Source organism: Nesterenkonia muleiensis (assembly GCF_003600155.1).
Lineage (GTDB): Bacteria > Actinomycetota > Actinomycetes > Actinomycetales > Micrococcaceae > Nesterenkonia > Nesterenkonia muleiensis.
On sequence record NZ_QWLD01000049.1, the window covers coordinates 1 to 22,803 of the forward strand.

A 22,803-nucleotide genomic window follows, 5' to 3' on the forward strand; every position below is an offset into this window, starting at 1 on the left:
GAATCCTTGGATGGAGGACCTCAGCCGAGGCGTTCGAGGATCAGTTACGCTCAGTCCAACAACGAACTGTTGCGAGCACCGGTTGAATACGGCCAGCGCGGTTCTCAACCTCGGCGGGACGTTCGCTGATCATGATCATCTCTTTACCCAAGGTACGACCACGGCGCTGTTGGCCCTGTGGCTTACGGCGGGCCCGTCCAGTACCCAGAGCTGCCTGGACTTCTTTCTTCAGCCCGCCGCGGGCCTGGAGGTAGAGGGCCTGATAGATCGTTTCGTGGCACACACGCATCTCCGGGTCGTCGGGGAAGTCTTTGACCAGTGTCCTACTGATCTGCCGCGGTGACCACTGCACTGAAAGCTCTTCTTGGACCCACTCTCGTAGAGCAGACCCACCGGCGAGCTTGGGCTGCTTGGGCCGAGCCCTGCGCATCTGCGCCATTCGCTGGGCCCCGTATGGCAAGTACCGCCCGTGAACATCACTGTTGCGAGCAATCCCACGACTGATGGTCGAAGCCGGTCGTCCCAGCTCAGCACCGATCTGGCGTAATGAAACCCCAGCACGCTGTAGGTCTCTGATCCGTTCCCCCTCAGCCAGTGACAGAAACCTCCCGCCGGCTTCCTGCTGGTTGCTGAAAGCTGTCATCGCGCGCATATTCACGTTATATGCCTTCGGTGCTCGTCCTTGCCGGACCGGCGCGACACCGCCCTGGGCCTGCAACTGCTGCTCCCACCGATGAGCAGTAGCACGGGAGGCTCCTACTGCCTGCCTGCCAGTCAGCCCCTGATCAACCAGATGCGTATACGCCGCTGGTCCTCACTGGTGTACCGGCGGACCTGCCAACGAGCCCTTGAGCCACTCGCCAATTACAACTCCTGAAACCCAGGCCGTTGCAACCACCGATAGAACCCGCCTGAGGGGCTGACAACCAGCAAAGTGGCGCGTCGGGCTGGAGGCAGGCCCCCACGCCAGTGTGGCCGGTGAACGAGGGTGGGTCGTGAAGACACGGCAGAGGCCACGAGTCGATTATGAGACGATGAGGCATCATCACCCCAGAACTGAGCACACTCTTCGGGCCGGCCCAGACCAGCGCGAAGCAGATGAGCTCAGTGCAGACGATCATCCACTCCGGGGAGGCCCACCGTGGGGAAACGTGTGACGGACACATCAGATCAGGACCGGTTGGGTCAGGAGGGGATCAGACTCAGCTCCACGCCGCGCACCGTACTGGTTCTGGGCGCCACAGGATATATCGGCGGACGGCTGGTGCCCCGGCTCCTGCAGGCCGGGCACCGAGTGCGCGCCGCGGCACGGTCGGTCGAGAAGATGGAGCACGCCCCATGGGCCGATGAGGTGGAGATCCACTACGTGGACCTCGACCAGGAGCAGGGCCTGGAGGAGGCGATGGACGGCGTCGACGTGGTCTACCACCTGGTGCATTCCATGGGTGGTGGAGGAGACTTCGAAGAGCGCGAGGCCAGCACCGCCCGCTACATCGCTGAGACAGCCGAACGCCAGGCAGTCGAACGCATCATCTTCCTGGGCGGACTGCACCCGGAGAATGTCAGACTCTCCCCACACATGCGTTCACGAGCCGCCGTGGCCAGGATTCTGCTGGAGGGCCCGGTGGACACTGTTGCCTTCCAGGCCGGAATCATCATCGGTTCGGGATCGGCGTCGTTCGAGATGATCCGTCACCTGGCCCTGGCCCTGCGCGTGATGCCAGCGCCGAACTGGGTGACAAACCGGGTGGAGCCCCTGGCCATTCGCGATGTGCTCCACTACCTCATCGCCGCCGCCGACGCACCAGGGCGGATCGACCGGACCCTGGACCTGGGCTCCGGTGAGATCATGACCTACGCGAAGGTCATGCAGGAGTTCGCACGCACCGCCGGGCTGAAGCCACGATGGGTCATCCCGCTCCCATTGCCGGCGGCGACCCTCTCGGGCATCTGGGTAGGGCTGGTGACACCGCTGCCCATGGCGCTGACCATCCCGCTGGTGGCCTCGCTGCAGCAGGATGCCGTCACCGCGGACCGGGACGTGGACCGTTTCATCGACCCTCCTCCGGCAGGACTGCTGCGGTACGCCGAGGCGGTCACCCTGGCCCTGCGCCGCGAGAAGGAGGGCGCGGTGGACACCACCTGGGACGCCGACTTCGGCTCCCTGGAACAGGCGGCGGGCTCACTGCCCAGCGACCCAGAATGGGCCGGCCGCCCGCAGTACGTCGACTCCCGCAGTGCGGAGACCGACCGGGTGAGTGCCGAGCACATCTGGGGTGTGATCGAAGGCATCGGCGGTGCCAACGGCTGGTACTCCTGGTCCCTGGCGTGGAAGGTGCGCGGAGTCTGGGACAAGCTGGCCGGCGGGGCAGGGCTGAACCGCGGACGCCGGCTGGCAGACACGCTGCGGGTGGGGGACCCGGTGGACTGGTGGCGCGTCGAGACCCTGGAACCGCACCGCAGGCTGGTGCTTCGGGCTGAGATGAAAGTCGCCGGCGACGCCTGGCTGGAGTTCACCCTTGATGAGCTGGAAGCCCCGGAAGGCTCAGCCCCGCGTGTGAGGATCACCCAGCGGGCCGTCTTCTTCCCCTCCAGCCCCGCCGGGAGGCTCTACTGGGCGGCCATGGCACCATTTCACCGGGTGATCTTCCCCAGCATGCTGGGCAACATCATCGACGCCGCACAGACCGCCGCGCAGGCTGAGCGTCCCACCCAAGACACTGGGGCAGTCTCTGGCGTCAGGCTCAGCGGGAAGGACCGTGAGGTGCAACAGGCACCTGCTGGAGGAAGCCGGTGAGCCGCACCCTGGTCTGGTTCCGCGACGACCTGAGGGTCCAGGACCACCCGGCTCTTATGGAGGCTGTCCACCATGCTGAGGGCCCCGGCGATGTGGTGGGCCTCTACGTTCTTGACGATGCCAGCCCCGGGATCCGGCCCTTGGGCGGTGCCGCACGCTGGTGGCTTCATCATGCGCTGTCTTCGCTGCGGGAAGACCTGGCGTCCCTGGGCGTTCCTCTGCTGATCCGCAGCGGGGATCCGCAGCAGCTGCTTCCTGAACTGGCCACCGCCTGCGCGGCTGAGCGAGTCTACTGGTCCAGGCGCTACGGAGGAGATGAGCGCACGCTCGATGCCGCCATCAAGAGCAGCCTGCCCGAGCACGGCGTCGCGACCGAGAGCTTTGCCGCCTCAGTGCTGAGGGAACCCTGGACAGTCCAGACCACCACCGGCGGACCCTATAAGGTCTTCACCCCGTTCTGGAACGCGCTCAGCGCTTTGGACTTCAGAGAGCCCCTGGCCGCACCGGAACCTCTGGGCGACCTCGGCAGCGCCACCGCACGCCTCGCCGGAGCGGGTGTGCGGCTGGGTGAGCCGGAGGAGCTGGAGCTGCTGCCGAGGCGTCCGGACTGGGCGGCAGGGCTGCGCCTGACCTGGGACGCCACCGAAGTCGGCGGCCACCGCCGGCTGCACACGTTCGTGGAGGAACTCGGCGCAGAGTACGACGACGCCCGCGATATCCCCTCCACCGATGGAACCTCCCGGCTGTCCCCCTACCTGCGGTTCGGGCAGCTCAGCCCGTTCCAGGTCTGGCACGCCGCGGCGTCGATCGGTGAGGAGACCAGCCGCCGTACTTTCCGGTCCGAACTGGGCTGGCGCGAATTCTGTTGGCATCTGCTCTACCACTTCCCGCAGTTGCCCCACACCAATCTGCGCGCCGAGTTCGACCACTACCCCTGGCAGAGCAGGCAGGATGCCCCAGAGGAGTTCCACTCCTGGACATCAGGCACCACCGGCATACCACTGGTGGATGCTGGGATGCGTGAACTCTGGGAGACCGGTCATATGCACAACCGCGTACGGATGATCACCGCGAGTTTCCTGGTGAAGAACCTGGGTATCGACTGGCGGGAGGGGGAAGCCTGGTTCTGGGACACTCTGGTGGATGCCGACGCCGCCTCCAACCCCGCGAACTGGCAATGGGTGGCAGGATGCGGGATGGACGCCGCGCCCTATTTCAGGATCTTCAACCCGGAGCGCCAGCGGGAGAGATTCGACCCGCAGAACGCCTACACCGAGCAATGGGTGCCCGAGCTGAACACCGGTGACTACCCGGAGCCCATCGTGGACCTCAAGGCCTCACGGGCCGAGGCGCTGGAGCACTACAAGAGCATCAGCGGCCGTTGAACTCCGTCCACTGAACTCAGTCCGCGCAGCCCCGGTAGGCCGCCAGCAGCGGCGCATAGCCCTCCCGGAAACTGGGATAGCGCAGCCCACCGGGACCAAGCAGCCGGTGCAGAGCTGCGGCGTCGATGCTTTTGCCTACGGGGGTTCCGGAGCCGGTGTCCGGAGGAACGGGCACGCCCAGCTCGGCGGCCAGATACCGCAGCACCTCACCCAAGGGTGCCGGCTCTGCATCCACCGCATGCAGCAGCCGCGGAGGCCGTTCGGCCTTCAGCAGCGCGAGGATCGTTGTGACCAGATCATCGCGGTGGATCCGGTTGGTGATCCGTCCGTGATCGGCACCATCGCCGCGCAGCACACGCTCGACGGTGCGGTGCCGGCCGGGTCCGTAGATCCCGGCGGGGCGGAGGACGACGGCGCCGTCGAACAGCTGGACGGCGTCCTGCTCGGCTGCCAGAAGCACCTGGGCGGTCTCCCGCTGAGGTGCCGGGACACTCTGTTCGGTGACCACCGCGCCGTCGTGCTCTCCCAGCACACTGGTGGAGGAGACGAAGATGACCCGTTCAGGAGCGCGCGGCAGGGCGGAGACCAGCCCGTGCAGGGTATTGCGGTATGCCCGGGTGTAGCCCTCGGCATCGGAGCTGTCAGCGGTCAGGGCCACCACCACCGCATCGGCCTCGGGCAGAGTCTCCGTTCCTGGTACGGACCCGGGACCAGCCCCAGCAGCAGCAAGGTCCAGCTGCCGCACCGGGAACGGCAGGCAGCGCTGCTCAGAGCTGCGGCGGACTGCGGTGACATGGTGCCCCTGGGCGTGCAGGCGCAGGCCGACCTGCGTGTTGAGGTCTCCGCAGCCGGCCAACAGCACCCGCTGCGAGGCGGGATGACCGGTTGCGGGGCTGCTCATTGTGAATCTCCTGCGGCGGATGCCGAGGCCGGCTTCCGGGCCCTCTTTGCCCGGCGCGCCGATGCCGACTCTTTGGCGAGCCGTATCCACGGCACCGCCAGCGGCGCCACCAGCACCAGTCCTGCGGCCACTCCGGCAGCGACAACCAGCAGAGGTGATTCGAAGCTGCCCTGGTTGCGGGCCTCGACGATCCACGCCAGGCCCCAGGCCAGGCTCAGCGCCGGGGCGATCCTCCCGTTGGTCCACAGTCCCAGCGCGATGCCCAGAGCCGTCACTGCGGCGATGACACTGACCGTGGCAGCCTCCCACGCCTGAAAACCCTCAGTCCCGAGTGACCCCAACCATGCTGCGATGTTCGCCGCCGTCGCCACGCAGATCCAGCCCAGGTAGAGCCCGAAGGTGCCGTCGGTCAGCAGCCTCTCCACGCGGCTCTGGGCAGGTGAGGCCTCCATCAGCAGCAGGATGCGCACCAGCACGGCCAGCAGCATCAGCATCACCAGCACACTGACACCCAGCCAGCCCAGCTGCACCACCCAGAGCCACACGGCGTTGAGCACCACTGAGAGAATCGCCCAGAGCCGCAGCCGGTGCTGCCTGGCAGATCCGCGAGCCGTGGTGCTCAGCTGCCAGAGGGCATAGCCGACCAGGCCCAGGTAGATCACGCTCCAGATCCGGAAAGCGCCGCTGGCCGGGGCCAAGGGGGTGGCATCTGCCCCCAACCACCCGCCCACAGCCTCCTGCATATCGGTGCCGCCCACAGCGCCGCTGCCGAAGAACGCTGCGACCACCGCCGCCGCCGTCGCCAGCACCATCAGCAGGCTCTGGCTCAGCGGCGTGGCTCTGGTGTGAGAAGTCTCTGACATGGGGCAAGCCTAGAGGCTCCGCATCGTTAACCCCTAAGATTCACCGGCTCCGGTGTCTTCGGCCTCAGGATCAATGGCCGAGGGAAGCTCCGCCCAGGTGATGACGTTTCCATCCTCTGCGGTGATCTCCACCCGCTCCACCTCGTCGCGCATGATCGCGGCATTCATCCGGCACTCGATGAGCACCTCGGAGCCGAAGAACGTCCCGGAGGCGAACTCCTGACCGTCCTCGGCCACCAGCACCACGGTGAAGCTCGATCCCGGTTCGAGACCCTCGATCTCCAAGACGGTCTCAGTTCCCCAGGTATGGGCGATCAGGCTGCCGTCCACACTGACCTCCCCGGGCTCGTCCAAGAACGTGATCTCCTCGACAGCGCCGTAGGTCCCCGGCGGTCCGTCGGGAGGGGAGTCGATGAGGTGCTGCACCGTCAGGGTCGCCCCGCTTCCGGCGATGACGGAGCCCGCCGCAACCAGGGCGAACGCCGCACGTCGTCGCCCGCGGGGCTGCTGGGCACGGCTGTGCTCAGATAAGGGCTTCTCGGATGCGCTGGCCGCCGGCGCACCGTTACCCTCCACAACTGTCTCGGAGCGCACCCCGGATTCAGTGATGCTCCTGATGGAGGCGTCCAGCCGCTGGGGAGGTTCAGCCTCCTCCCAGTGCGGGACCGCCGCCTGGAGTCCAGGCAGCAGGCCCATCAGCTCGTGGAGAGTGGCGTCGATGGTGGGGTCCTGGGCGCGCAAGGCGTCGAACTCAGCCTGCTCCTGGGCTGAGAGGTCCGAGGCCGCGGCTGCCGCGATGAGCTCCTCGACGCGATCAGAGTGATCAGTCATCGTCTGCCTCCGATGAAGTGACATAGCGGCGCAGTGCCCGTAAGCCGTGGAAGGTTCTGGACCGTAGCGTGGATATGGGAATGTCTGTCGATTCTGAGAGTTCTGCGTAGCTCAGTCCAATCAGGTGGATGGCCACCACCGCCTGGCGGTGCTCGGTGCTCAGGCAGGACAGCGCCTCGATGAGCATCAGCTTCTCTGCGGGGTCCGGCGCAGAAGTGCTCAGATGCGTCATGCGGCGGTCATCGACAGGCTCAGGCAGCCGTGCACGCCGCCGGAAGGCGTCTTTGATGACGTTGCGGGCGATCGCGAAGAGCCAGGTGCGGGCGCTGGCCTGCTGGGGGTCGAAGCGGTGACGGGCCAGCCAGGCTTTGGTGAAGCTCTCTTGGGTCACCTCTTCCGCGGCGTCGGGATCGCCCAGTGCGTTGAGTGCGAAGAGATACAGCTGCCTGCCGAACCTGCTGTAGGTCTCGGCCACGTCGAAGTGAACTGGCTGTGGAGGCGAATGGTCCGCGGTCTGTGCCGGCTCCGGGGGAGACTGTCCCAGTCTGATCACGTCCTCGTTCGTGTGCCGCACAGCTGATGAATCAGGTATTGGTAGGGTGCTGACGCCGAGTCCACGGGTCCTTCGGCGGTGATTCCTCCGAAAAACTTCGGTGGCGGGTTCAACGGAAGCGTCCCCTGTCGCGTACACCACACTAGCAGGGCGCACCCGCGGTCTGTGATGACATCTCAGAGAGGACAACACTATGGCTACCCAGACGATTCGCCGCCGGACGGTGATGGGAGGGTGCGTCGCCGCCGGTGCCGCGGTCTCACTGATGCTGGCCGGACCGGCCCATGCCCACACTGATCACGGTGATCATGTCAACGAGGTGGACTGGCCCGAGGACTTCACCAGCGCCTATTCCGCCATGGCGGTTCCCGATGAGGTGGTTGTCCCCGAGGGGGAGCCCTCTCCGATTGATGAGGACGCCACCGGTGATTTCATGCTCTGGCTCAACTCTGAGCTGGATGTGATCTGCTATGAGATCGCCTTGGAGGGTGTGACCGGCAATTACGAGAGCCCAGCATTCACTGCGACGCACATTCATGAGGGTCCTACAGGTGAGGCCGGTCCGCCGCGGGTGGCCTTCCCAGACCCCCAGTCTGAGGGAGATGGTCCGCGCACCTCCTCCGGCTGTATGGAGGGCCCTTTCGTCACCGGGGTGGAGGACGATGACGGCAACGATCACGGTGACTGGTTCACCGTGTCCCAGATCGAGGACGACCCAACAGCCTTCTATGCGGATGTGCATACCGAGGAATATCTCGACGGCGTGGTGCGTGGTCAGCTGACCCAGGTGCCGCTGGACGGAGTGGAGACAGGCGGCGGCGGTGAAACCGCTCAGCAGGGTATCGCCATCGCCGGTCCGGCCGCCGGCGTCGGTGCTGTGGCGCTGTTGGCCGCCGGAGCCTATGTGCTGATCATGCGCCGGTCGCGCAACCAGCAGGTGTGACCGGGGCGTGCCTTATATGCCCACAGATGCTCCGCAGGCTGGCAGGATCAGGATCTCTGTGATGCGGCGGGTGCTTGTCGCAGCTGCCGCAGGCGGTGTTCTCCTCGGATGCGCCCAGAGCGCCGCCGGGGAGGACGCCCCTGGACAGCCCGTTGTTGGTCAGCCGACTCCGGCTGACCAGCGTCCCGGGGCCCCACAGACCTCCTCGGAACCATCAGAGGGTAACTGGCCGGATCGTGATGCGGGGCCAGAGGCATCAGGCACTGCTGCCGAGGCCGGGGCCGCAGCACCGGAAAGGGTGCAGATTCCCAGCATCGATCTCGACGAGGACGAGCTGATCGACCTGGGGATCCAGTCCGATGGGCGGCTGGAGGTGCCCACCGATTGGGACGACGTCGGGTGGTTCGCCGGCGGCAGCAGGCCCGGGGAGGCGGGGCCCACCGTCATTGCCGCGCATGTGGACTCACGGTCCGGTCCTGCGGTCTTCTACCGTCTGCCGGAGATGGAGCGGGGCGACGAGGTGACCGTGGTCGATGCCGAGGGCGGTGTCCATCTGTACCAGGTGGAGAGGACAGCGGATTTCCCGAAGGACGATTTTCCCACCCGTGAGGTCTTCGGGGCGGGGACGGAGGATGAGCTGCGGCTGATCACCTGCACCGGGGAGTTCGACGCCGCCGCGGGCAGGCATCTGGACAACCGGGTGGTCTTCGCCTCCCGGGTCGAGTGAGGGGCCGGCCCATGGCCGGTGGGGCGCCTCGGCCTAGCGGGAGTCTCCGCTGGCGATCCTCCAGGACATCCGGATCAGCGGCAGCTGCAGCGGCAGCCTGGCTAGGGCCGCTGCACGTCCGGCCGGGGAGGACCAGTACTTCCTGACCGTGTAGATATTGGCGGGATAGACACCGATCATCAGGGCGGTGGCAGCCAGTCCGCCCAGGGCGCGGGTGCGGGGAACCGCGATCAGCGCGGCACTGACCAGCTCCGCCGCGCCGCTGGCATAGGTCCAGAAGCGCGGTGAGCCGAGCCCTGGGGGCACGATCGAGTCGAACGGCTTTGGACGGATGAAGTGGGTGACCCCTGCGGTCCCCAGCAGGCAGGTCATGGTCAGTGCACTGCGGTCCATGGTGAGATCACCTCGCGGTGAGCGGACGGCTCAGCCGTCGAGCCTCTGTTCGTTGAGCCGGACCAGCCGCTCATTGGTGAACTCCCGCAGCGCCCACTGGGCGTTCTCCCGGCCGTAGCCGGAGTTGTTGATGCCTCCGAAGGGGAACTCGGGGCTGGAGTCCATATGGGTGTTCACCAGGGTCATCCCGGCGTTGATGCGCTCGGCGAACTGTTGACCGCGCTCCACATCGGTGGTCCAGACCGAGGCCATCAGGCCGTACTGGGTGCTGTTGGCGATCCGCAGGGCATCCTCCTCATCCTGGGCCCTGAAAACCATGGCGGCAGGGCCGAAGACCTCATTGCACCCCAGGTCGCTGTCCAGGTCGATGTCGGTCAGCAGCGCCGGTGACATGAACCATCCATCGCGCTCAAGCTTCTGACCACCGGTGTGCAGGGTCGCTCCCTCCCGGGCGGCCTGCTGAATGCGCTCCACCACCTCATCGCGGGCACCCTCGGAGGACAGCGGGCCCATATCCGTCTCCGGGTCGTCGTAGTCGCCGACCTTCACCGCCTCCACCGCACTGGTGGCCGCATCCACGAAGTCGTCGTAGAGCTCATCGACCACGATGAACCTCTTGGGCGAGGTGCAGACTTGTCCGGCATTGGCAGTACGCAGTGTCACCAGCTTCTTCGCCAGGGCGGAGACGTCCTCGGTGTCCAGCACCACGGCCGGATCATTGCCGCCCAGCTCCAGGACCGACTTCTTCAGGTACTTGGCGGCCAGCTGGGCCACCGAGGCGCCGGCGGCCTCTGAACCGGTCAGCGAGACACCCTTGACCCGGAAGTCCTTCAGCACTTCCTCGGTATCACTGCTGTTGAGGTAGATATTGGTGTAGACGCCCTCAGGCAGGCCCGCCTCCTCGAGAATCTCCTGGAACCGCTGAGAGGATTTCGGGCAGATCGCGGCCTGCTTCATCAGAATCGTGTTGCCGACCATGAGGTTGGGCAGCACAAAGCGGGCCAGCTGGTTATAGGGGAAGTTCCACGGCATGATGCCCAGCAGCACACCCAGAGGATCGTGCTTGATGTAGGTGCGGTCGGCACCCTGGGCCTCAGGGAGCTCTGTGGGCTCCAAGAGACCGGGGGCGTTCTTCGCGAACCACCGGGCGGTGTAGGCGACCTTCTTCACCTCAGCGATGCCCTGCTTCTTGGGCTTGCCCATCTCATGGCCGATGATGTCGGAGAGCTCCTCGGCGCGGGACTCGAAGATGTCACCTGCTCTGCTCAGCACCGCGGAGCGCTCCTCCGCCGAGGTGCCGCGCCAGTGCTGGAAGGACTGGTCGGCCTTCTCAATGACGCCGGGGATCTCCTCCACAGTCAGTGAGTCGAAGGTCTCCTCGACTTCGCCGGTGTTCGGGTTGGTGACTGCAAATGTGCTCATGAGGACATTCAAGTGCATGCCAGGGGGTCCCCGCTAGGGCTGTTCGATCCTGGCGGACAGCAGGGCGCCCGGCCAGGTGCCTGTGACCGCGTCGTGGACGTGGTACAGCACGGGTGGGTTCCTCCGGAGCTGAGATCCGGACAGCCGTTGGACGGTAGGATGTTGCGACGATGACTCACGCGCCCTTCGACCCGTGGAACTCCGGCACGCCGGCCTACCGGGCAGCCCTGGTCACCGGCATGGTCAGTACGTTTGTGGGCATCCTGGCGGTGATCGCCGCCGCATTCATGGACTCCGGACCGGTCCGCATCGTCGGGATCGTCCTGATCGGCGCCGGAGTCCTCAGCCACCTGGTCGGCATCGGACTGCGCAGGCGCCAGGCCGTCCGGATCCTCCGCGAGAGAAAGAGCGAATAGGTGAACCAAGGATGACCATCAACACCGCCCGTGAAGGGCACACCTACCCGGGCATCGACTACCAGGTCAGCCGCGAGGCGATCATGGAATTCGCCTCCGCGGTCAAAGCCGGGCACCCGGCGCACGTCGACCCCGAGGCTGCCGCCGGGCTGGGGCATCCGGACCTCATCGCCCCGCCGACCTTCGCGGTGGTCATCGCGCAGCGGGCCGAAGCCGCGGTCATCAACGACCCCGGGGCGGGCATCGACTTCTCCCGCGTGGTCCACGCCGAGGAGCGCTTCACCCACCATGCGCCGATCACCGCGGGCGAGAACCTCACCGCGGCCACCACGCTGGAGCGCATCCGCCTCATGGGCGCCGGCGCCATGGTCACCACCGTGACTGAGATCAACGATGGTGCAGGCACTCCGCGTGCCACTGTCACCTCAACGCTGTTGGTCCGCGCCGACGCAGAAGGAGAGCAGTGATGGACCAGGAGCTTCAGACGCACACCGCGGCGCCTCCGCACTCAGCCGAGAAGCGAGCGGGTATCTCTGAGGCGGCCCAGCTGCAGAAGGGCCAGACCATCGGCAGCCGCACCATCGAGTTCTCCCGCGCAGACCTCATCCGCTACGCCGCAGCCTCTGGGGACCACAATCCCATCCATTGGAATGAGCGTTTCGCCACGGAGGTGGGCCTCGAGGGAGTGATCGCCCACGGGATGCTGACCATGGGCGCGGCGGTCGGCCTGGCTGCCGACTGGGCCGGGGATCCTGGCAGGGTGGTGGACTACCAGACCCGTTTCACCAAGCCGGTGCCGGTCCCTGACGCTGCCGAGGGCTCGCCGGAGACCCCCACTACCGCTCTGGAGGTCATCGGCACAGTCGGAAAGGTCGACGCCGAGGCCAATACCGCCCGGATCGATCTCACCGTGGAACTGGTCGACGGTGAGGAACGGACCAAAGTGCTCACCAAGGTCCAAGCCGTCGTCGTGCTGGACTGAGATGCTGTCACGTGGCTGAAACACTCCGGCGGTCTATAATCGCCTGACACTCCTGACATTTCTGCACCGCCGAATCCACCCAGAGGAGAACAGATGCCCACTGCCACTGATACCGCTGAGAAGCCGTGGCTGAGGCCCCTGGCGCTGGCCTCGGTGGCCGCGCTTGCGCTGACCGCCTGCGGCGACAACGACGGCGACGATGACGAAGAACTCGACGCCGAAACCGAGGTGGAAGCCGATGTGGACGTTGACGCGACCGGTGTGGAGACCATCGAGGAGGGCACCCTCCAGGTCTGCACCGATGCTTCATACCCGCCGTTCGAGTACTACGACGGCGAGGGCAATGTGGTCGGCTTCGACATCGACTTTGCCGACGCCATCGCCGAGGCCCTGGACCTCGACTTGCAGATCATCGAGTCCAGCTTCGACGGGATCCAGTCCGGTGTGGCGCTGAACGCCTCCCAGTGCGATCTCGCCATCTCCGGTATGACCATCACCGAGGAACGCGCCGGCAATATGCTCTTCAGCGAGCCCTATCTGGACGACAACCTCGGCCTGCTGGCCTCTGTGGACTCCGGCATCGAAGGCCTGGAGGACCTGGACGGCGTCTCAGTCGGTGTGCAGAACGCCACCACCGGTGCCGACTACGCGCTGGAGGAGGGCTACGACGTCGTCGAGTTCGATAGCTCAGGGCTGCTACTCCAAGGGCTTGAGGCAGGACAGGTCGATGCCCTGATTGGCAACATCTCGATCATCGGCTACCAGACCGGTGAGGATGACTCGTTCGTGTTCGTGGAGGAGATCGACACCGGTGAGCAGCTCGGTGTTGCCGCCCAGCTGGAGAACCAGGACCTCATTGACGCCGTTGACGAGATCCTCGCCGAGCTGGAGGCCTCCGGCGCCCTGGAAGAGATGGAGCAGACCTGGTTCCACTCCGAGACTCCAGAAGAGGGTGACGCCGATGAGGACGAGGATGACGACGACGCCGACGAGGACTGAGACACGGCCCTATGGCACTGTCCAACCGTGAGCGGAGGCGGCTGAGCCTCGGGATCCAGGCAGGGATCTTCGTGGCAGCCGCAGCCGTTCTGGTCCTCCTCATCGACTGGGCAGCCCTGCGGCAGAGCTTCCTGAACATCGAGCCGGTGCTGCCGATGTTCCCCGGAATCATCACCACCGGTCTAGTCAACACCCTGCAGTACACCGCAGTTGGGTTTATCTTCGGACTGCTCGGCGGCACATTGCTGGCCCTGATGCGGCTGAGTTCGTTCCCGGTCTACCGGTGGATCGCCACCGCCTATATCGAGCTGTTCCGCGGGATCCCGGCGATCCTGGTGTTCCTGGCCCTGGGCTTCGGGGTGTCATTGGCCTTCGGCTGGAACCTCTCCACTCTTCAGGTGGCCGGTTCGGCCCTGGCGATCGTGGGAAGCGCCTATATTGCTGAGACTCTGCGCGCCGGTCTGCAGGCCGTGCCCAAGGGCCAGGTGGAGGCTGCGCGTGCGCTGGGCATGCCGGCCTGGCGGGCGATGGTCAGCATTCAGATCCCGCAGGCGTTCCGGATCGTGCTCCCCCCGCTGACCAATGAGGCCATCCTCCTGACCAAGGACTCCTCGTTGATCTTCGTGGTGGGCATGGCCGGCTCTGCCGCAGAGCTCACCAAGATGGGCCGGGACGGCATCAACATGTACCAGGCAGGGCTGACCCCGCTGGTCATCGCGGGTTTCTGCTATCTACTGATCACCATTCCGCTCTCGCTGCTAGCACGCCGTATGGAGGGCCGGGTCGGCAGCCGAGCCTCCCGGAAGAAGGCCAAGAAGGGCAGCACGAGCTCGCCGGTGACCGGAGGTGTGGCATGAGCACCGAGCAGCCCAGCGAGGGGCAGCCCGGTGTGGCCGGGGTCATCATCGAGGGCCTGTACAAGTCCTTCGGCGACAACGAGGTGCTCAAAGGCATCGACATCACGGTCAACCCCGGCGAGGTGGTATGCCTGATCGGCGCCTCCGGGTCAGGAAAGTCCACCCTGCTGCGGTGCGTGAACCGGCTGGAGGACCCCAACGCCGGGCGGATCGTGGTCGGGGATTTCGAGGCCACCGATCCGGACGTGAACCTGGATGCCATGCGCCGGCAGATCGGCATGGTCTTCCAGCAGTTCAACCTCTTCCCCCATCTGAGCGCACTGGAGAACTGCACGATCACCCCCCGACGTGTGCTGAAGCGGTCCCGGGAAGAGGCTGAGGCTGAAGCACTGCATCAGCTGGAGCTGGTGGGGCTGAAGCACCTGGCCGAACGGCGGTCCGCTCAGCTCTCCGGCGGTCAGCAGCAGCGGGTGGCGATTGCCCGAGCGCTGACCATGAAGCCCAAGCTCATGCTCTTCGACGAGCCCACCTCCGCTCTGGACCCGGAGACAGTCGGCGATGTGCTGGCGATCATGCGTGATCTGGCCCAGGCCGGGATGACCATGATCGTGGTGACCCATGAGATGGGCTTCGCCCGCGAGGTCGCCGACCGCGTGGTGTTCATGGACCAAGGGGTGGTCGTGGAGGAGGGCGCTGCCGAGCAGGTGATCGGAGCGCCCTCTCAGCCACGCACTCAGGATTTCCTGCGCAGGGTTCTCAACCCCTTGGGAGAGTAGAGAACGACGCCGCTCGTCGTCGCTTATGGACAGTCCAGCCTGCAACGGTTAAGGCGTTGGAGACACAAAGGTGGGCCCGGCAGATGCACCTTGCTGCCGGGCCCACCACCCATCCGCTCCCCGCGCGACATGCCCAGTGATCGCTCAGGGAGCAGGCATATGCGCGCCTATGTGCCGGTCATCGCCGCAGGACCTTCCGGGCCAGCCTGTTGCCGAGGATCTGGAGCATGTGGACCATGATGATGACCACGATCACCGCCAGCCAGGTCACATGTGGCCGGAACCTGTTGTAGCCTTCCTGGATCGCGAAGGCTCCCAGCCCGCCGCCTCCGACAATGCCGGCCAAGGCGGACATGTCGATCAGGGCGATGATGACGAAGGTGTAGCCCAGGATCAACGGGCCGAAGGCTTCGGGAAGAATTACCGTGAAGATGATCCGCAGCCGTGAGGCCCCCATCGCCCGGGCGGCTTCGATCACGCCGGGGTCAATGCTGACCAGGTTCTGCTCCACGATCCGCGCGATGCCGAAACTGGCCGCCCAGACCATGGCGTGGATCACCGCGTGATTGCCGATACCGGTGCCGATGACCAGTATGGTGGCCGGCTGGATCGCTGCCAGCAGGATCACGAACGGTATGGGCCGGATGGTGTTGACGATGAAGTTCAGCACCCAGAAGACCGGTTTGTTGGAGAGCAGACCGCCCTCACGAGTGGTGTAGAGCAGCACGCCCAGGACCATCCCGATCCAGCCTGCGATGGCGAAGGCGAAAGCCACCATGTAGACGGTCTCCAAAACCGCCTCCCAGAGCTCGGGTCCGTAGAAGTCCCAGTCCAGGTCACGGTAGGTGTCGATGAGGCCGATCATGCCGATGCCTCCTCGGGGATCTCCTGTACCGCACCGGTGCCGCTCAGTTCGCTGATGAACCGGTTCACCGCGCCGTCGTCGCCGTTCACTGCCAAGGTGAGCAGCCCGTAATGCGAGTCCTTGGTGGTATTCATGCCGCCGTGGACTATCTCGAAACTCACGCTGAGCTCCCCGGCCCGCCCCAGAGCATGTCCTACGGCTGCGGAATCCTTCAGCGAAACGGTCACCAGGCGACCCTTGGTGTGCTGCCGGATACGAGTGAGATCCTCAGCTGTGGGCCGGTCCTTCAGCGCGGAGCCCACAAAGGTGGCCTCTGCGTCCTCGCGGGGGTTGGAGAAGATGTCATAGACATTGCCCTCCTCCACGATCCGTCCCTTGTCCATCACTGCGACCCGGTCAGCGATAGCCCGGATGACCTCCATCTCATGGGTGATGGCCACAATGGTGATGCCAAGCTCCTCGTTGGCCCGGCGAAGAAGCCGCAGCACCTCGCCAGTGGTGGAAGGGTCCAGCGCGGAGGTCGATTCATCAGCGAGCAGGATGTCCGGCTTGGCAGACAGCGCACGGGCGATGCCCACCCGCTGCTTCTGGCCCCCTGAGAGCTGCTCAGGATAGGAATCGGCTTTATCGGCCAGTCCGACGAAGTCCAGCAGTTCTGCTACTCGACGCTCGCGCTCCTCCTTGCCCCAGCCGGCCACTTTCAGTGGATAGGCCACATTTCCGGCCACATTCCGGGAGGTGAACAGATTGAACTGTTGGAACACCATCCCAATGCGCTTGCGAATGTGCCGGATCTTGGATTCGGACAGGGCGGAGATCTCCTGGCCCAGCACGGTGACAGACCCCGAGGTGGGCCGCTCCAGGCCGTTGATCATCCGAATCAACGTGGACTTTCCGGCCCCGGAGAAGCCGATCACCCCATAGACTTCACCCCGTTGGACAGTGAAGGAGGCGTCATCGACAGCTGTGACTGAGGATGCCTTGCCACCGGTGAAGGTTCGCGAGACGTTCTGGAACGTGATCAGCGGGTCTCCACCGGTCCGGCGAGCATCAGCGGTGCTTTCTGAGCTCATGATGGCGTGTTTCCCAGGACTATTCTGCGTCCCGCAGCGACTCTTCGTAGTCCGCCAGCGTTTCCTGCAGCTCCTCGGCTGTCACCTCGGAGGCAGGAACAGAGGTTCCAGCGGAGAGCTCAGCATCGATCTCCAGCACTCGCTCATCGTGATAGATCGACGCGATGTCGCGCAGCGCCTCGTTGTCCGCATCGGCAGAACGGACCACAAAGGCGTTGATGTAGGGGAACGCTGAGGGATCGTTGGGATCATCGGCGAAGATGCCGTCCCCCTGCGGATCCAGCTCGGCGTCCTGGGCGAAGTTGTTGTTGATCACCGAACCTTCCACCGACTGCAGGGCGTTGACGGTCTGGGCAGCGGCAACAGCCTGAACCTCCACCGTGGAGGCCTCCTCGTCGATGTGCCGCGGTTCGGGCTGGGAGGTTTCCTCGGCCAGTTCCACCAGTCCGGCAGAGACCAACACGTTGATGGCCCGGCCCTGGTTGACGGCGTCGTTGGGAATGGCGATGGTCTCGCCTTCCTGGAACTCATCGGGGGAGTCGTAGTGCTCGGAGTACAGGGTCAGCGGAACGGCTGCGGTGGACCCGATGGGCTGCAGGTCATCACCGCTGTCCACATTGTGCTGGGCCAGGAAAGCGATGTGCTGGAACCAGTTTGCATCAGTATCTCCGTTGGCCAGGGCGGGGTTGGGCTCAGGGTACTCGGCGAAATTGACCAGCTCGATCTCGTAGCCGTACTCTTCCTCGGCGATCCGGGCAAGTTCGCGATGGCTCTCATTGACGCCGACGACTCCAATGGTGAAAGAGGTCTGATCCTCTGGAATGGCGTCGCTGTCGCCTTCGCCGCAAGCAGCCAGGGCCAGGACGGCGGCCGCGGAGAGGGCTGCGGTGAGGCGTCGTGGTGCATTCATTGTTTCTCCTCTAGGTTGTCCAGGGCGGTGATCGGCGTCAGCCGGCCGCTGCTGAGATGACGGCTCACTCTAACGCCCTGCAGACCAGGAGAATTGAACGTAAGTCATTTTTTGTCATAAATGTTCAATCCGTCACTATGCAGCCGCCCGGTAGGCTCTACCACTGTGAGCACTGTGAATTCTGGGCAGCCGAAACGGCTCCGTGACTACACCACGGCGCGGGTCGGCGGACCCGCCGCGGGGTGGGTCGTCGCCCACGGCGAGGACGATGCCGTCGATGAGCTGCGGGCCCATCCGCTGCCGAGCGAGTCCGCGCGCTCAGCAGGGCAGGACACGCTTCTGGTGCTCGGCGGAGGGTCCAATCTGCTGGTCAGCGACGAAGGCTTCAGCGGAACCGTGCTGCAGCTTGCATTCGACGGCATCAGCGCCGAGCCGGTCAACGACGATGAGGTGGACCTCACCGTGGCAGCAGGGCACCACTGGGACGCAGTGGTTGCCTGGACGGTGGAGCGCGGACTGGTCGGGCTGGAGGCCCTTTCCGGGATCCCCGGTGCCGCCGGAGCTGTTCCGGTGCAGAATGTGGGTGCCTACGGGGCCGAGGTGGCGCAGACCATCGTGGAGATACGCGCCTGGGATCGTGAGGCTCAGGACCTTGTGGTGCTGAGCAACCAGGACCTGCGGTTCAGTTACCGGGACTCTCTGCTCAAGCGCACCACTGTCCAGGGCTCGCCGCGGTACGTGGTGCTCTCGGTGCGGCTCCGGCTGACCCATCAGCAGGGCAAGGCACTTTCGGCCCCGGTGCGCTACGCCGAGCTCGCACGCTCACTGGGGTTGGACGCTGAGGCAGATGGGGCCTTCCGCCGTGCTCCACTGGCCGAAGTCCGCCAGAAGGTTCTCCAACTGCGGGCGGGCAAGGGGATGGTGCTGGACCCGGAGGACCACGACACCTGGTCCACAGGCAGCTTCTTCACCAACCCGATCCTGCCGGAGTCGGAACTGCCGAACCTGATGGCGCCGTCGCTGTCGGTCGCCGGATTGCCGGAGGGCGCTCCGAGATTCCCGGCCGGGGAGAATGACCGCGGCGAAGCCCTGGTCAAGCTCTCGGCTGCCTGGCTGATCGACCGTGCCGGCTGTGGCAAGGGATTCGGCCTGCCTGAGGGCCCTGAGGCGGGGCGGGGAGCTGACGGTGCAGGGCTTGCCGGGGGGCGGGCGTCGCTGTCCACCAAACACACTCTGGCGGTCACCAACCGCGGCGACGCCTCCGCGGAGGACCTGCTCACCGTGGCCCGGGCAGCTCGACACCGGGTCCGGGAGACCTTCGGGGTCACCCTGCACCCTGAACCGGTGCTGATCGGCTGTCGGCTTTGAGAGTAGCTGACAGAGGTTCCACATGTCATGGACGGTAACGTTGCTGGGCTTGTGGTGGTTGCTGTGGCAGATTGAGAAGAGAACCCCCACAACCGAAAGGCGGGCTGTTATGTCGAAGGATCTTTCACAGTACGCAAACCCGGACGCGCTGGTGAGCACCGAGTGGCTCGCCGAGCATAAGGACGAGCCGAATGTGGTGGTGCTGGAGTCCAATGAGGACGTGCTCCTCTATGAGACCGGCCATGTCAACGGTGCGCTGAAGGTCGACTGGCACACCGACCTCAACGACCCGGTCACCCGCGACTTCATCAACGAGGAGCAGTTCGCCGCTTTCGCCGCGTCCAAGGGCATCACCCCGGAGTCCACAGTGGTCTTCTACGGGGACAAGTCCAATTGGTGGGCCGCCTATGCGCTCTGGGTCTTCACCCTCTTCGGCCACCAGGACCTTCGCCTGGTGGACGGCGGACGGCAGAAGTGGGCTGATGAGGGCCGTGAACTCACCACCGAGACACCTACCCCTGAGCCCTCCGAGTACCCGGTGCCCGGAGTCCGCAACGATCAGCAGTGGAGGGCCTTCCGGGAAGATGTGCTCGCCCATATCGGCTCCGGGCCGCTGGTCGATGTCCGTTCGCCCGCCGAGTACACCGGTGAGGTCACTTCTGCCCCAGGTTTCGAGGATAAGGAAGGCGCTCTGCGCGGAGGCCATATCCCTACCGCCGCCTCGGTGCCCTGGGCCAGGGCGGCCAACGACGACGGAACCTTCAAAACACGGGCGGAACTGGAGCAGATCTACCAGGAGGAGGCCGGGGTCGGCGAGGCTGAAGACGTCATCGCCTACTGCCGGATCGGCGAGCGCTCCAGCCACACCTGGTTCGTGCTCAAGCACCTGTTGGGATACCAGAACGTGCGTAACTACGACGGCTCCTGGACTGAATGGGGCAATGCGGTGAGGCTACCGATCGCGGTGGGCGCCGACCCCGGGGAAGCGGGCCGTTGATCCATGGCGCAGGACACCGCTGAGCCCAGCACCGCGGGCGTGCCCGCCGTTGAGCTGGGATCCGGCTCGCAGTCGTTGACCACCACGGCCCTGGGCTACGGTGCGATGTCCATTGCCGGGGCCTACGGGCACATTGAGGAGCAGGCGGCCCTGGAACTGCTGCACGGGGTCTATGACCGCGGCGTGACGTTCATCGACACCGCCAATATCTATGGCCGCGGGGTCAGCGAGTCGATCCTGGGCAGGTTCCTGACCGGACGTCGCCATGAAATTGCCCTGGCCACCAAATGCGGGATTGTGCCCGGGGCAGAGGTTGGCAAGCGCAGTGTCAACGGCCGCCCCGAGCATATCCGCGAGCAGATTGATCTCTCCCTGGGCCGGCTCGGCACCGACTATGTGGACCTCTACTACCTGCACCGCCCGGACCCCGATGTCCCGGTGGAGGAGTCGGTGGGGGCGCTGGCGGAGCTGATTCAGGCGGGCAAGGTGCGCGGCATCGGGCTCTCCGAGCACACCGGCGAGGAGATCCGCCGCGGGCACGCCGAGCATCCCATCACCGCAGTGCAGTCAGAGTGGAGCATCTTCGCCCGCGATGTGGAGCGCTATGTGATCCCCGCCTGTGCGGAGCTCGGCATCGGATTCGTGGCCTTCTCTCCGGTCGGGCGTGGCATTCTCACCGACCACTTCGACCCTGGCGGCTTGGCCGAGAACGACGTTCGGCGCAAGTTCCCCTGGTTCGCTGCCGAGAACATCGCCCATAACCATGATCTCGCGGGAAGGGTGCGGGCGCTCGCCGCTGAGTCTGATCTGCCGACCGCGGGACTGGCGCTGGCCTGGCTCTATGCCAAGGCCGCAATGTTCGGGCTGCACCTGGCCGCCATCCCCGGCACACGGTATGTGAACCATTTGGATGAGCTGCTGGCTGGCACCGACGCCGAGCTCAGCGCTGAGGCGATCGCGGTCTTGGACGCCCTGGCGGACCAGGTGCACGGCGACCGAAGCTTCAACTCTGCCTGGGTCTCCGGCGGGCGCGAGGGCCTCTTGCCCCGCTCCTGAAGCGCCTCAGTGCGCGGCGCCGCAGTCGGGCGTCGTGCTCACGACCCTCCGCGACCGAATGTGAACATATAAGTCAACAGCAGTGCCATGTGTTCAACCAGCCCGTTAGTCTGAGAACACACAACCATCCAGAGCGACTGAGGGATCTGGCCCGATGACGTCGCAGCAACCCGGGAGCAGGCGCTGCCTGCAGAGCTTAGGCCGGGTGCTAACGCGAGAACCGATGGAGGAAGACTACTATGCCCATACGTGACCGTCCGCTGATCCTGAGCCTGTTCGAGATGGGCTCAGTAGTGCATCTCTCCCCAGGAACGTGGACCCACCCTGAGGATCAGCGGCACCGCATCGACGACCTGAGCTTCTGGCAGGAGCTGGGCGGAATCCTGGAAGAGGGAAAGTTCGACCAGCTGTTCCTGGCAGATGTCGTAGGAGCCTATGACAACACCGACGACGGACTGGTCACCCCGGTGCGTGAGGGCTTCCAGATTCCCGCGCTCGACCCGGTGACAGTGCTGGGCGCTCTGGCGAGCTCCACGGAGCATCTGGGACTGGCCGCAACCTTCTCCACCACCTATGAGCCCCCGTTTGCCTTCGCCAGGCGGCTGGCCACCCTGGACGCCCTCTCCAAGGGGCGTATCGCCTGGAACATCGTCACCTCCTACCTGAGGAACGCCGCGCAGAACTTCGGCCTGGAGGATCAAATCGAGCACGACGAGCGGTACGCCATCGCCGATGAGTTCCTGGATGTCGTCTACAAGCTCCTCATTGGATCTTGGGACGATGACGCTGTCCGGGCCGACGCCTCCCAGCGCACCTGGGCAGACCCGGACAGCGTTCGTTACATCGACCATCAGGGCCAGTACTTCAAGGTCCGCGGTCCACACCTGGTAGCACCGACTGCCCAGCGCCTGCCGGTCCTTTTCCAGGCAGGTACGTCACTGACCGGCATGGCTTTCGCGGGCCGTCATGCGGAAGTAGTGTTTCTGGGCGGGGGCTCCACGGAGACCATCCGCCAGAACATTGAGACGATTCGTGCCCGTGCCGAGGAGTCTGGGCGGGACCCCCAGCAGCTGCGGTTCGTCGCCTCAGCGCATGTGGTGGTCGGCCGCACTGCCGAGGATGCTCATGCCAAGTCCGAGCAGATCGACCGATACCGGACTTCCTGGGAGGTGCTGCGGAAGAACGGTCGGATCCCCAGTCTGGACAAGTACCGAGCCGAGGAACTGGTCGAGGACATCATCAAGCGTAAGGATCCCGGTCATGAGGTGCTGATCCGTGGCTGGCGAGCTGGTCAGACGGTCGGTGACATCCAGAACTCCCAGCATGGCGGTGGGCGCGCCAAGAACGGGCTGCGTGTGGTCGGCGATCCCGTCCAGGTCGCTGACGCCTTGGGCCGGGGGGCCGATGAATCCGGACTCGATGGTTTCAACATCGGGAACCAGATCAGCTTCGGCACAGTGCGCGACTTCGTCGAACTGGCCGTCCCCGAGCTCCAGCGGCGGGGTCTGGCCCGCACTGAGTACGCCCCCGGGGAGACCCTGCGCGAGCGGCTGTTCTCCACTCCGGGCGCGGCCCGCCCGCACCAGAGCCACCCAGCTTCCCGGTATGAGGACCCGGTGGCTCTGCGCACCCCCGCCGAAGCCTTCGACAAGCGCCTCACCCCGGCCTGACGCTGTGAGTCCTCGTATG

At 65.4% G+C, this 22,803-nt stretch carries 23 protein-coding genes, 1 pseudogene and 1 riboswitch; of the genes and pseudogenes, 14 read left to right on the forward strand and 10 right to left on the reverse strand.

Annotated elements, in window-relative coordinates; translation table 11 throughout:
- Positions 1-106: 106 nt before the first annotated feature.
- Positions 107-652 (reverse strand): annotated as a pseudogene (locus DVO78_RS14615) (transposase); the annotation flags it as partial.
- A gap of 501 nt (positions 653-1,153) precedes the next feature.
- Between DVO78_RS14615 and DVO78_RS14620 the strand changes: the two are divergent.
- Together DVO78_RS14620 and DVO78_RS14625 are read left to right on the forward strand one after the other, a co-directional pair.
- The gene (locus DVO78_RS14620) at positions 1,154-2,797 is read left to right on the forward strand and encodes an SDR family oxidoreductase (protein WP_238385335.1); all 1,644 of its coding nucleotides are present in this window, start codon (positions 1,154-1,156) and stop codon (positions 2,795-2,797) included.
- Positions 2,794-4,182, forward strand: a complete 1,389-nt coding sequence (locus tag DVO78_RS14625; RefSeq protein ID WP_120005864.1) for a cryptochrome/photolyase family protein — start codon at positions 2,794-2,796, stop codon at positions 4,180-4,182. The genes DVO78_RS14620 and DVO78_RS14625 overlap by 4 nt, the downstream gene beginning before the upstream one ends.
- A gap of 16 nt (positions 4,183-4,198) precedes the next feature.
- Here the strand turns inward: DVO78_RS14625 and DVO78_RS14630 are convergent, their stop codons facing one another.
- From DVO78_RS14630 to DVO78_RS14645, 4 genes are read right to left on the reverse strand one after another with little or no spacing between them, the layout of a single operon-like run.
- A complete protein-coding gene (locus DVO78_RS14630; RefSeq protein ID WP_120005866.1) occupies positions 4,199-5,083 on the reverse strand; it encodes a Rossmann-fold NAD(P)-binding domain-containing protein in 885 nt (294 codons plus the stop codon).
- Entirely contained in the window at positions 5,080-5,946 is an 867-nt protein-coding gene (locus DVO78_RS14635; protein WP_157984066.1) for a tryptophan-rich sensory protein, read from the reverse strand. The genes DVO78_RS14630 and DVO78_RS14635 overlap by 4 nt, the downstream gene beginning before the upstream one ends.
- Before the next feature lie 33 nt (positions 5,947-5,979).
- The gene (locus DVO78_RS14640; protein WP_120005868.1) at positions 5,980-6,777 is read right to left on the reverse strand and encodes a hypothetical protein; all 798 of its coding nucleotides are present in this window, start codon (positions 6,775-6,777) and stop codon (positions 5,980-5,982) included.
- Positions 6,770-7,351: an RNA polymerase sigma factor gene (locus tag DVO78_RS14645; protein WP_202912208.1), complete on the reverse strand. Its 582-nt coding sequence runs from the start codon at positions 7,349-7,351 to the stop codon at positions 6,770-6,772. The genes DVO78_RS14640 and DVO78_RS14645 overlap by 8 nt, the downstream gene beginning before the upstream one ends.
- Before the next feature lie 172 nt (positions 7,352-7,523).
- On the opposite strand from DVO78_RS14645, the gene DVO78_RS14650 reads away from it, so the two are divergent.
- Positions 7,524-8,273, forward strand: a complete 750-nt coding sequence (locus DVO78_RS14650) for a CHRD domain-containing protein (RefSeq protein ID WP_120005870.1) — start codon at positions 7,524-7,526, stop codon at positions 8,271-8,273.
- A 16-nt stretch (positions 8,274-8,289) separates the two neighbouring features.
- On the forward strand, positions 8,290-9,000 hold the full coding sequence (locus tag DVO78_RS14655; RefSeq protein ID WP_238385336.1) for a class F sortase: 711 nt from the start codon (positions 8,290-8,292) through the stop codon (positions 8,998-9,000).
- Positions 9,001-9,033: 33 nt separating this feature from the next.
- On the opposite strand, the gene DVO78_RS14660 is transcribed toward DVO78_RS14655, so the two are convergent.
- Both DVO78_RS14660 and DVO78_RS14665 read right to left on the reverse strand, forming a co-directional pair.
- Positions 9,034-9,393, reverse strand: coding sequence for a DoxX family protein (locus DVO78_RS14660; protein WP_120005872.1), 360 nt, complete (start codon positions 9,391-9,393; stop codon positions 9,034-9,036).
- A gap of 30 nt (positions 9,394-9,423) precedes the next feature.
- The gene (locus DVO78_RS14665) at positions 9,424-10,815 is read right to left on the reverse strand and encodes an NAD-dependent succinate-semialdehyde dehydrogenase (protein ID WP_120005874.1); all 1,392 of its coding nucleotides are present in this window, start codon (positions 10,813-10,815) and stop codon (positions 9,424-9,426) included.
- A gap of 170 nt (positions 10,816-10,985) precedes the next feature.
- Between DVO78_RS14665 and DVO78_RS14670 the strand changes: the two genes are divergently transcribed.
- The 6 genes from DVO78_RS14670 to DVO78_RS14695 all read left to right on the forward strand — a co-directional run bounded on the left by DVO78_RS14670 (position 10,986) and on the right by DVO78_RS14695 (position 14,845).
- Positions 10,986-11,231 (forward strand): hypothetical protein, encoded by a 246-nt coding sequence (locus tag DVO78_RS14670; protein WP_120005876.1) that lies wholly within the window; start codon positions 10,986-10,988, stop codon positions 11,229-11,231.
- 11 nt (positions 11,232-11,242) lie between these two features.
- Entirely contained in the window at positions 11,243-11,698 is a 456-nt protein-coding gene (locus DVO78_RS14675; RefSeq protein ID WP_120005878.1) for an FAS1-like dehydratase domain-containing protein, read from the forward strand.
- Positions 11,698-12,213 (forward strand): MaoC/PaaZ C-terminal domain-containing protein, encoded by a 516-nt coding sequence (locus DVO78_RS14680; protein ID WP_120005880.1) that lies wholly within the window; start codon positions 11,698-11,700, stop codon positions 12,211-12,213. Before DVO78_RS14675 ends, DVO78_RS14680 begins: the two co-directional genes overlap by 1 nt.
- 93 nt (positions 12,214-12,306) lie before the next feature.
- Entirely contained in the window at positions 12,307-13,212 is a 906-nt protein-coding gene (locus DVO78_RS14685; protein WP_120005882.1) for an ABC transporter substrate-binding protein, read from the forward strand.
- Positions 13,213-13,223: 11 nt separating this feature from the next.
- Complete coding sequence (locus tag DVO78_RS14690) at positions 13,224-14,069, forward strand: amino acid ABC transporter permease (RefSeq protein WP_120005884.1); 846 nt, start codon at positions 13,224-13,226, stop codon at positions 14,067-14,069.
- A complete protein-coding gene (locus tag DVO78_RS14695; protein WP_120005886.1) occupies positions 14,066-14,845 on the forward strand; it encodes an amino acid ABC transporter ATP-binding protein in 780 nt (259 codons plus the stop codon). The genes DVO78_RS14690 and DVO78_RS14695 overlap by 4 nt, the downstream gene beginning before the upstream one ends.
- Positions 14,846-15,023: 178 nt before the next feature.
- Here DVO78_RS14695 and DVO78_RS14700 read toward each other — a convergent pair whose 3' ends face one another.
- Genes DVO78_RS14700 through DVO78_RS14710 form a run of 3 tightly spaced genes read right to left on the reverse strand, consistent with a single transcriptional unit; the run spans position 15,024 to position 17,693 of the window.
- Complete coding sequence (locus DVO78_RS14700) at positions 15,024-15,710, reverse strand: methionine ABC transporter permease (RefSeq protein ID WP_120005888.1); 687 nt, start codon at positions 15,708-15,710, stop codon at positions 15,024-15,026.
- Positions 15,707-16,783: a methionine ABC transporter ATP-binding protein gene (locus DVO78_RS14705; RefSeq protein ID WP_120005889.1), complete on the reverse strand. Its 1,077-nt coding sequence runs from the start codon at positions 16,781-16,783 to the stop codon at positions 15,707-15,709. Before DVO78_RS14705 ends, DVO78_RS14700 begins: the two co-directional genes overlap by 4 nt.
- Before the next feature lie 19 nt (positions 16,784-16,802).
- Positions 16,803-17,693, reverse strand: coding sequence for a MetQ/NlpA family ABC transporter substrate-binding protein (locus tag DVO78_RS14710; RefSeq protein ID WP_120005891.1), 891 nt, complete (start codon positions 17,691-17,693; stop codon positions 16,803-16,805).
- 165 nt (positions 17,694-17,858) lie between these two features.
- On the opposite strand from DVO78_RS14710, the gene DVO78_RS14715 reads away from it, so the two are divergent.
- From DVO78_RS14715 to DVO78_RS14730, 4 genes are all read left to right on the forward strand, one after another.
- Positions 17,859-19,061: a UDP-N-acetylmuramate dehydrogenase gene (locus DVO78_RS14715; RefSeq protein WP_238385337.1), complete on the forward strand. Its 1,203-nt coding sequence runs from the start codon at positions 17,859-17,861 to the stop codon at positions 19,059-19,061.
- A 109-nt stretch (positions 19,062-19,170) separates the two neighbouring features.
- Positions 19,171-20,058 (forward strand): sulfurtransferase, encoded by an 888-nt coding sequence (locus tag DVO78_RS14720; protein WP_120005895.1) that lies wholly within the window; start codon positions 19,171-19,173, stop codon positions 20,056-20,058.
- Positions 20,059-20,061: 3 nt separating this feature from the next.
- Positions 20,062-21,114 (forward strand): aldo/keto reductase, encoded by a 1,053-nt coding sequence (locus tag DVO78_RS14725; RefSeq protein WP_120005897.1) that lies wholly within the window; start codon positions 20,062-20,064, stop codon positions 21,112-21,114.
- A 121-nt stretch (positions 21,115-21,235) separates the two neighbouring features.
- Positions 21,236-21,344: riboswitch (SAM riboswitch) on the forward strand.
- A gap of 9 nt (positions 21,345-21,353) precedes the next feature.
- Complete coding sequence (locus tag DVO78_RS14730) at positions 21,354-22,784, forward strand: NtaA/DmoA family FMN-dependent monooxygenase (RefSeq protein WP_120005899.1); 1,431 nt, start codon at positions 21,354-21,356, stop codon at positions 22,782-22,784.
- Positions 22,785-22,803: the final 19 nt, after the last annotated feature.

Bases quoted from the DNA above. Each gene is read 5' to 3' on its own strand.
- DVO78_RS14685 (WP_120005882.1), top strand. From the start codon at position 12,307: ATGCCCACTGCCACTGATACCGCTGAGAAGCCGTGGCTGAGGCCCCTG.
- DVO78_RS14655 (WP_238385336.1), top strand. From the start codon at position 8,290: ATGCCCACAGATGCTCCGCAGGCTGGCAGGATCAGGATCTCTGTGATG.
- DVO78_RS14660 (WP_120005872.1), bottom strand. From the start codon at position 9,393: ATGGACCGCAGTGCACTGACCATGACCTGCCTGCTGGGGACCGCAGGG.
- DVO78_RS14705 (WP_120005889.1), bottom strand. From the start codon at position 16,783: ATGAGCTCAGAAAGCACCGCTGATGCTCGCCGGACCGGTGGAGACCCG.
- DVO78_RS14650 (WP_120005870.1), top strand. From the start codon at position 7,524: ATGGCTACCCAGACGATTCGCCGCCGGACGGTGATGGGAGGGTGCGTC.
- DVO78_RS14700 (WP_120005888.1), bottom strand. From the start codon at position 15,710: ATGATCGGCCTCATCGACACCTACCGTGACCTGGACTGGGACTTCTAC.
- DVO78_RS14640 (WP_120005868.1), bottom strand. From the start codon at position 6,777: ATGACTGATCACTCTGATCGCGTCGAGGAGCTCATCGCGGCAGCCGCG.
- DVO78_RS14725 (WP_120005897.1), top strand. From the start codon at position 20,062: ATGGCGCAGGACACCGCTGAGCCCAGCACCGCGGGCGTGCCCGCCGTT.
- DVO78_RS14680 (WP_120005880.1), top strand. From the start codon at position 11,698: ATGGACCAGGAGCTTCAGACGCACACCGCGGCGCCTCCGCACTCAGCC.
- DVO78_RS14665 (WP_120005874.1), bottom strand. From the start codon at position 10,815: ATGAGCACATTTGCAGTCACCAACCCGAACACCGGCGAAGTCGAGGAG.
- DVO78_RS14675 (WP_120005878.1), top strand. From the start codon at position 11,243: ATGACCATCAACACCGCCCGTGAAGGGCACACCTACCCGGGCATCGAC.
- DVO78_RS14690 (WP_120005884.1), top strand. From the start codon at position 13,224: ATGGCACTGTCCAACCGTGAGCGGAGGCGGCTGAGCCTCGGGATCCAG.
- DVO78_RS14720 (WP_120005895.1), top strand. From the start codon at position 19,171: ATGTCGAAGGATCTTTCACAGTACGCAAACCCGGACGCGCTGGTGAGC.
- DVO78_RS14710 (WP_120005891.1), bottom strand. From the start codon at position 17,693: ATGAATGCACCACGACGCCTCACCGCAGCCCTCTCCGCGGCCGCCGTC.
- DVO78_RS14730 (WP_120005899.1), top strand. From the start codon at position 21,354: ATGCCCATACGTGACCGTCCGCTGATCCTGAGCCTGTTCGAGATGGGC.
- DVO78_RS14695 (WP_120005886.1), top strand. From the start codon at position 14,066: ATGAGCACCGAGCAGCCCAGCGAGGGGCAGCCCGGTGTGGCCGGGGTC.
- DVO78_RS14635 (WP_157984066.1), bottom strand. From the start codon at position 5,946: ATGTCAGAGACTTCTCACACCAGAGCCACGCCGCTGAGCCAGAGCCTG.
- DVO78_RS14670 (WP_120005876.1), top strand. From the start codon at position 10,986: ATGACTCACGCGCCCTTCGACCCGTGGAACTCCGGCACGCCGGCCTAC.
- DVO78_RS14630 (WP_120005866.1), bottom strand. From the start codon at position 5,083: ATGAGCAGCCCCGCAACCGGTCATCCCGCCTCGCAGCGGGTGCTGTTG.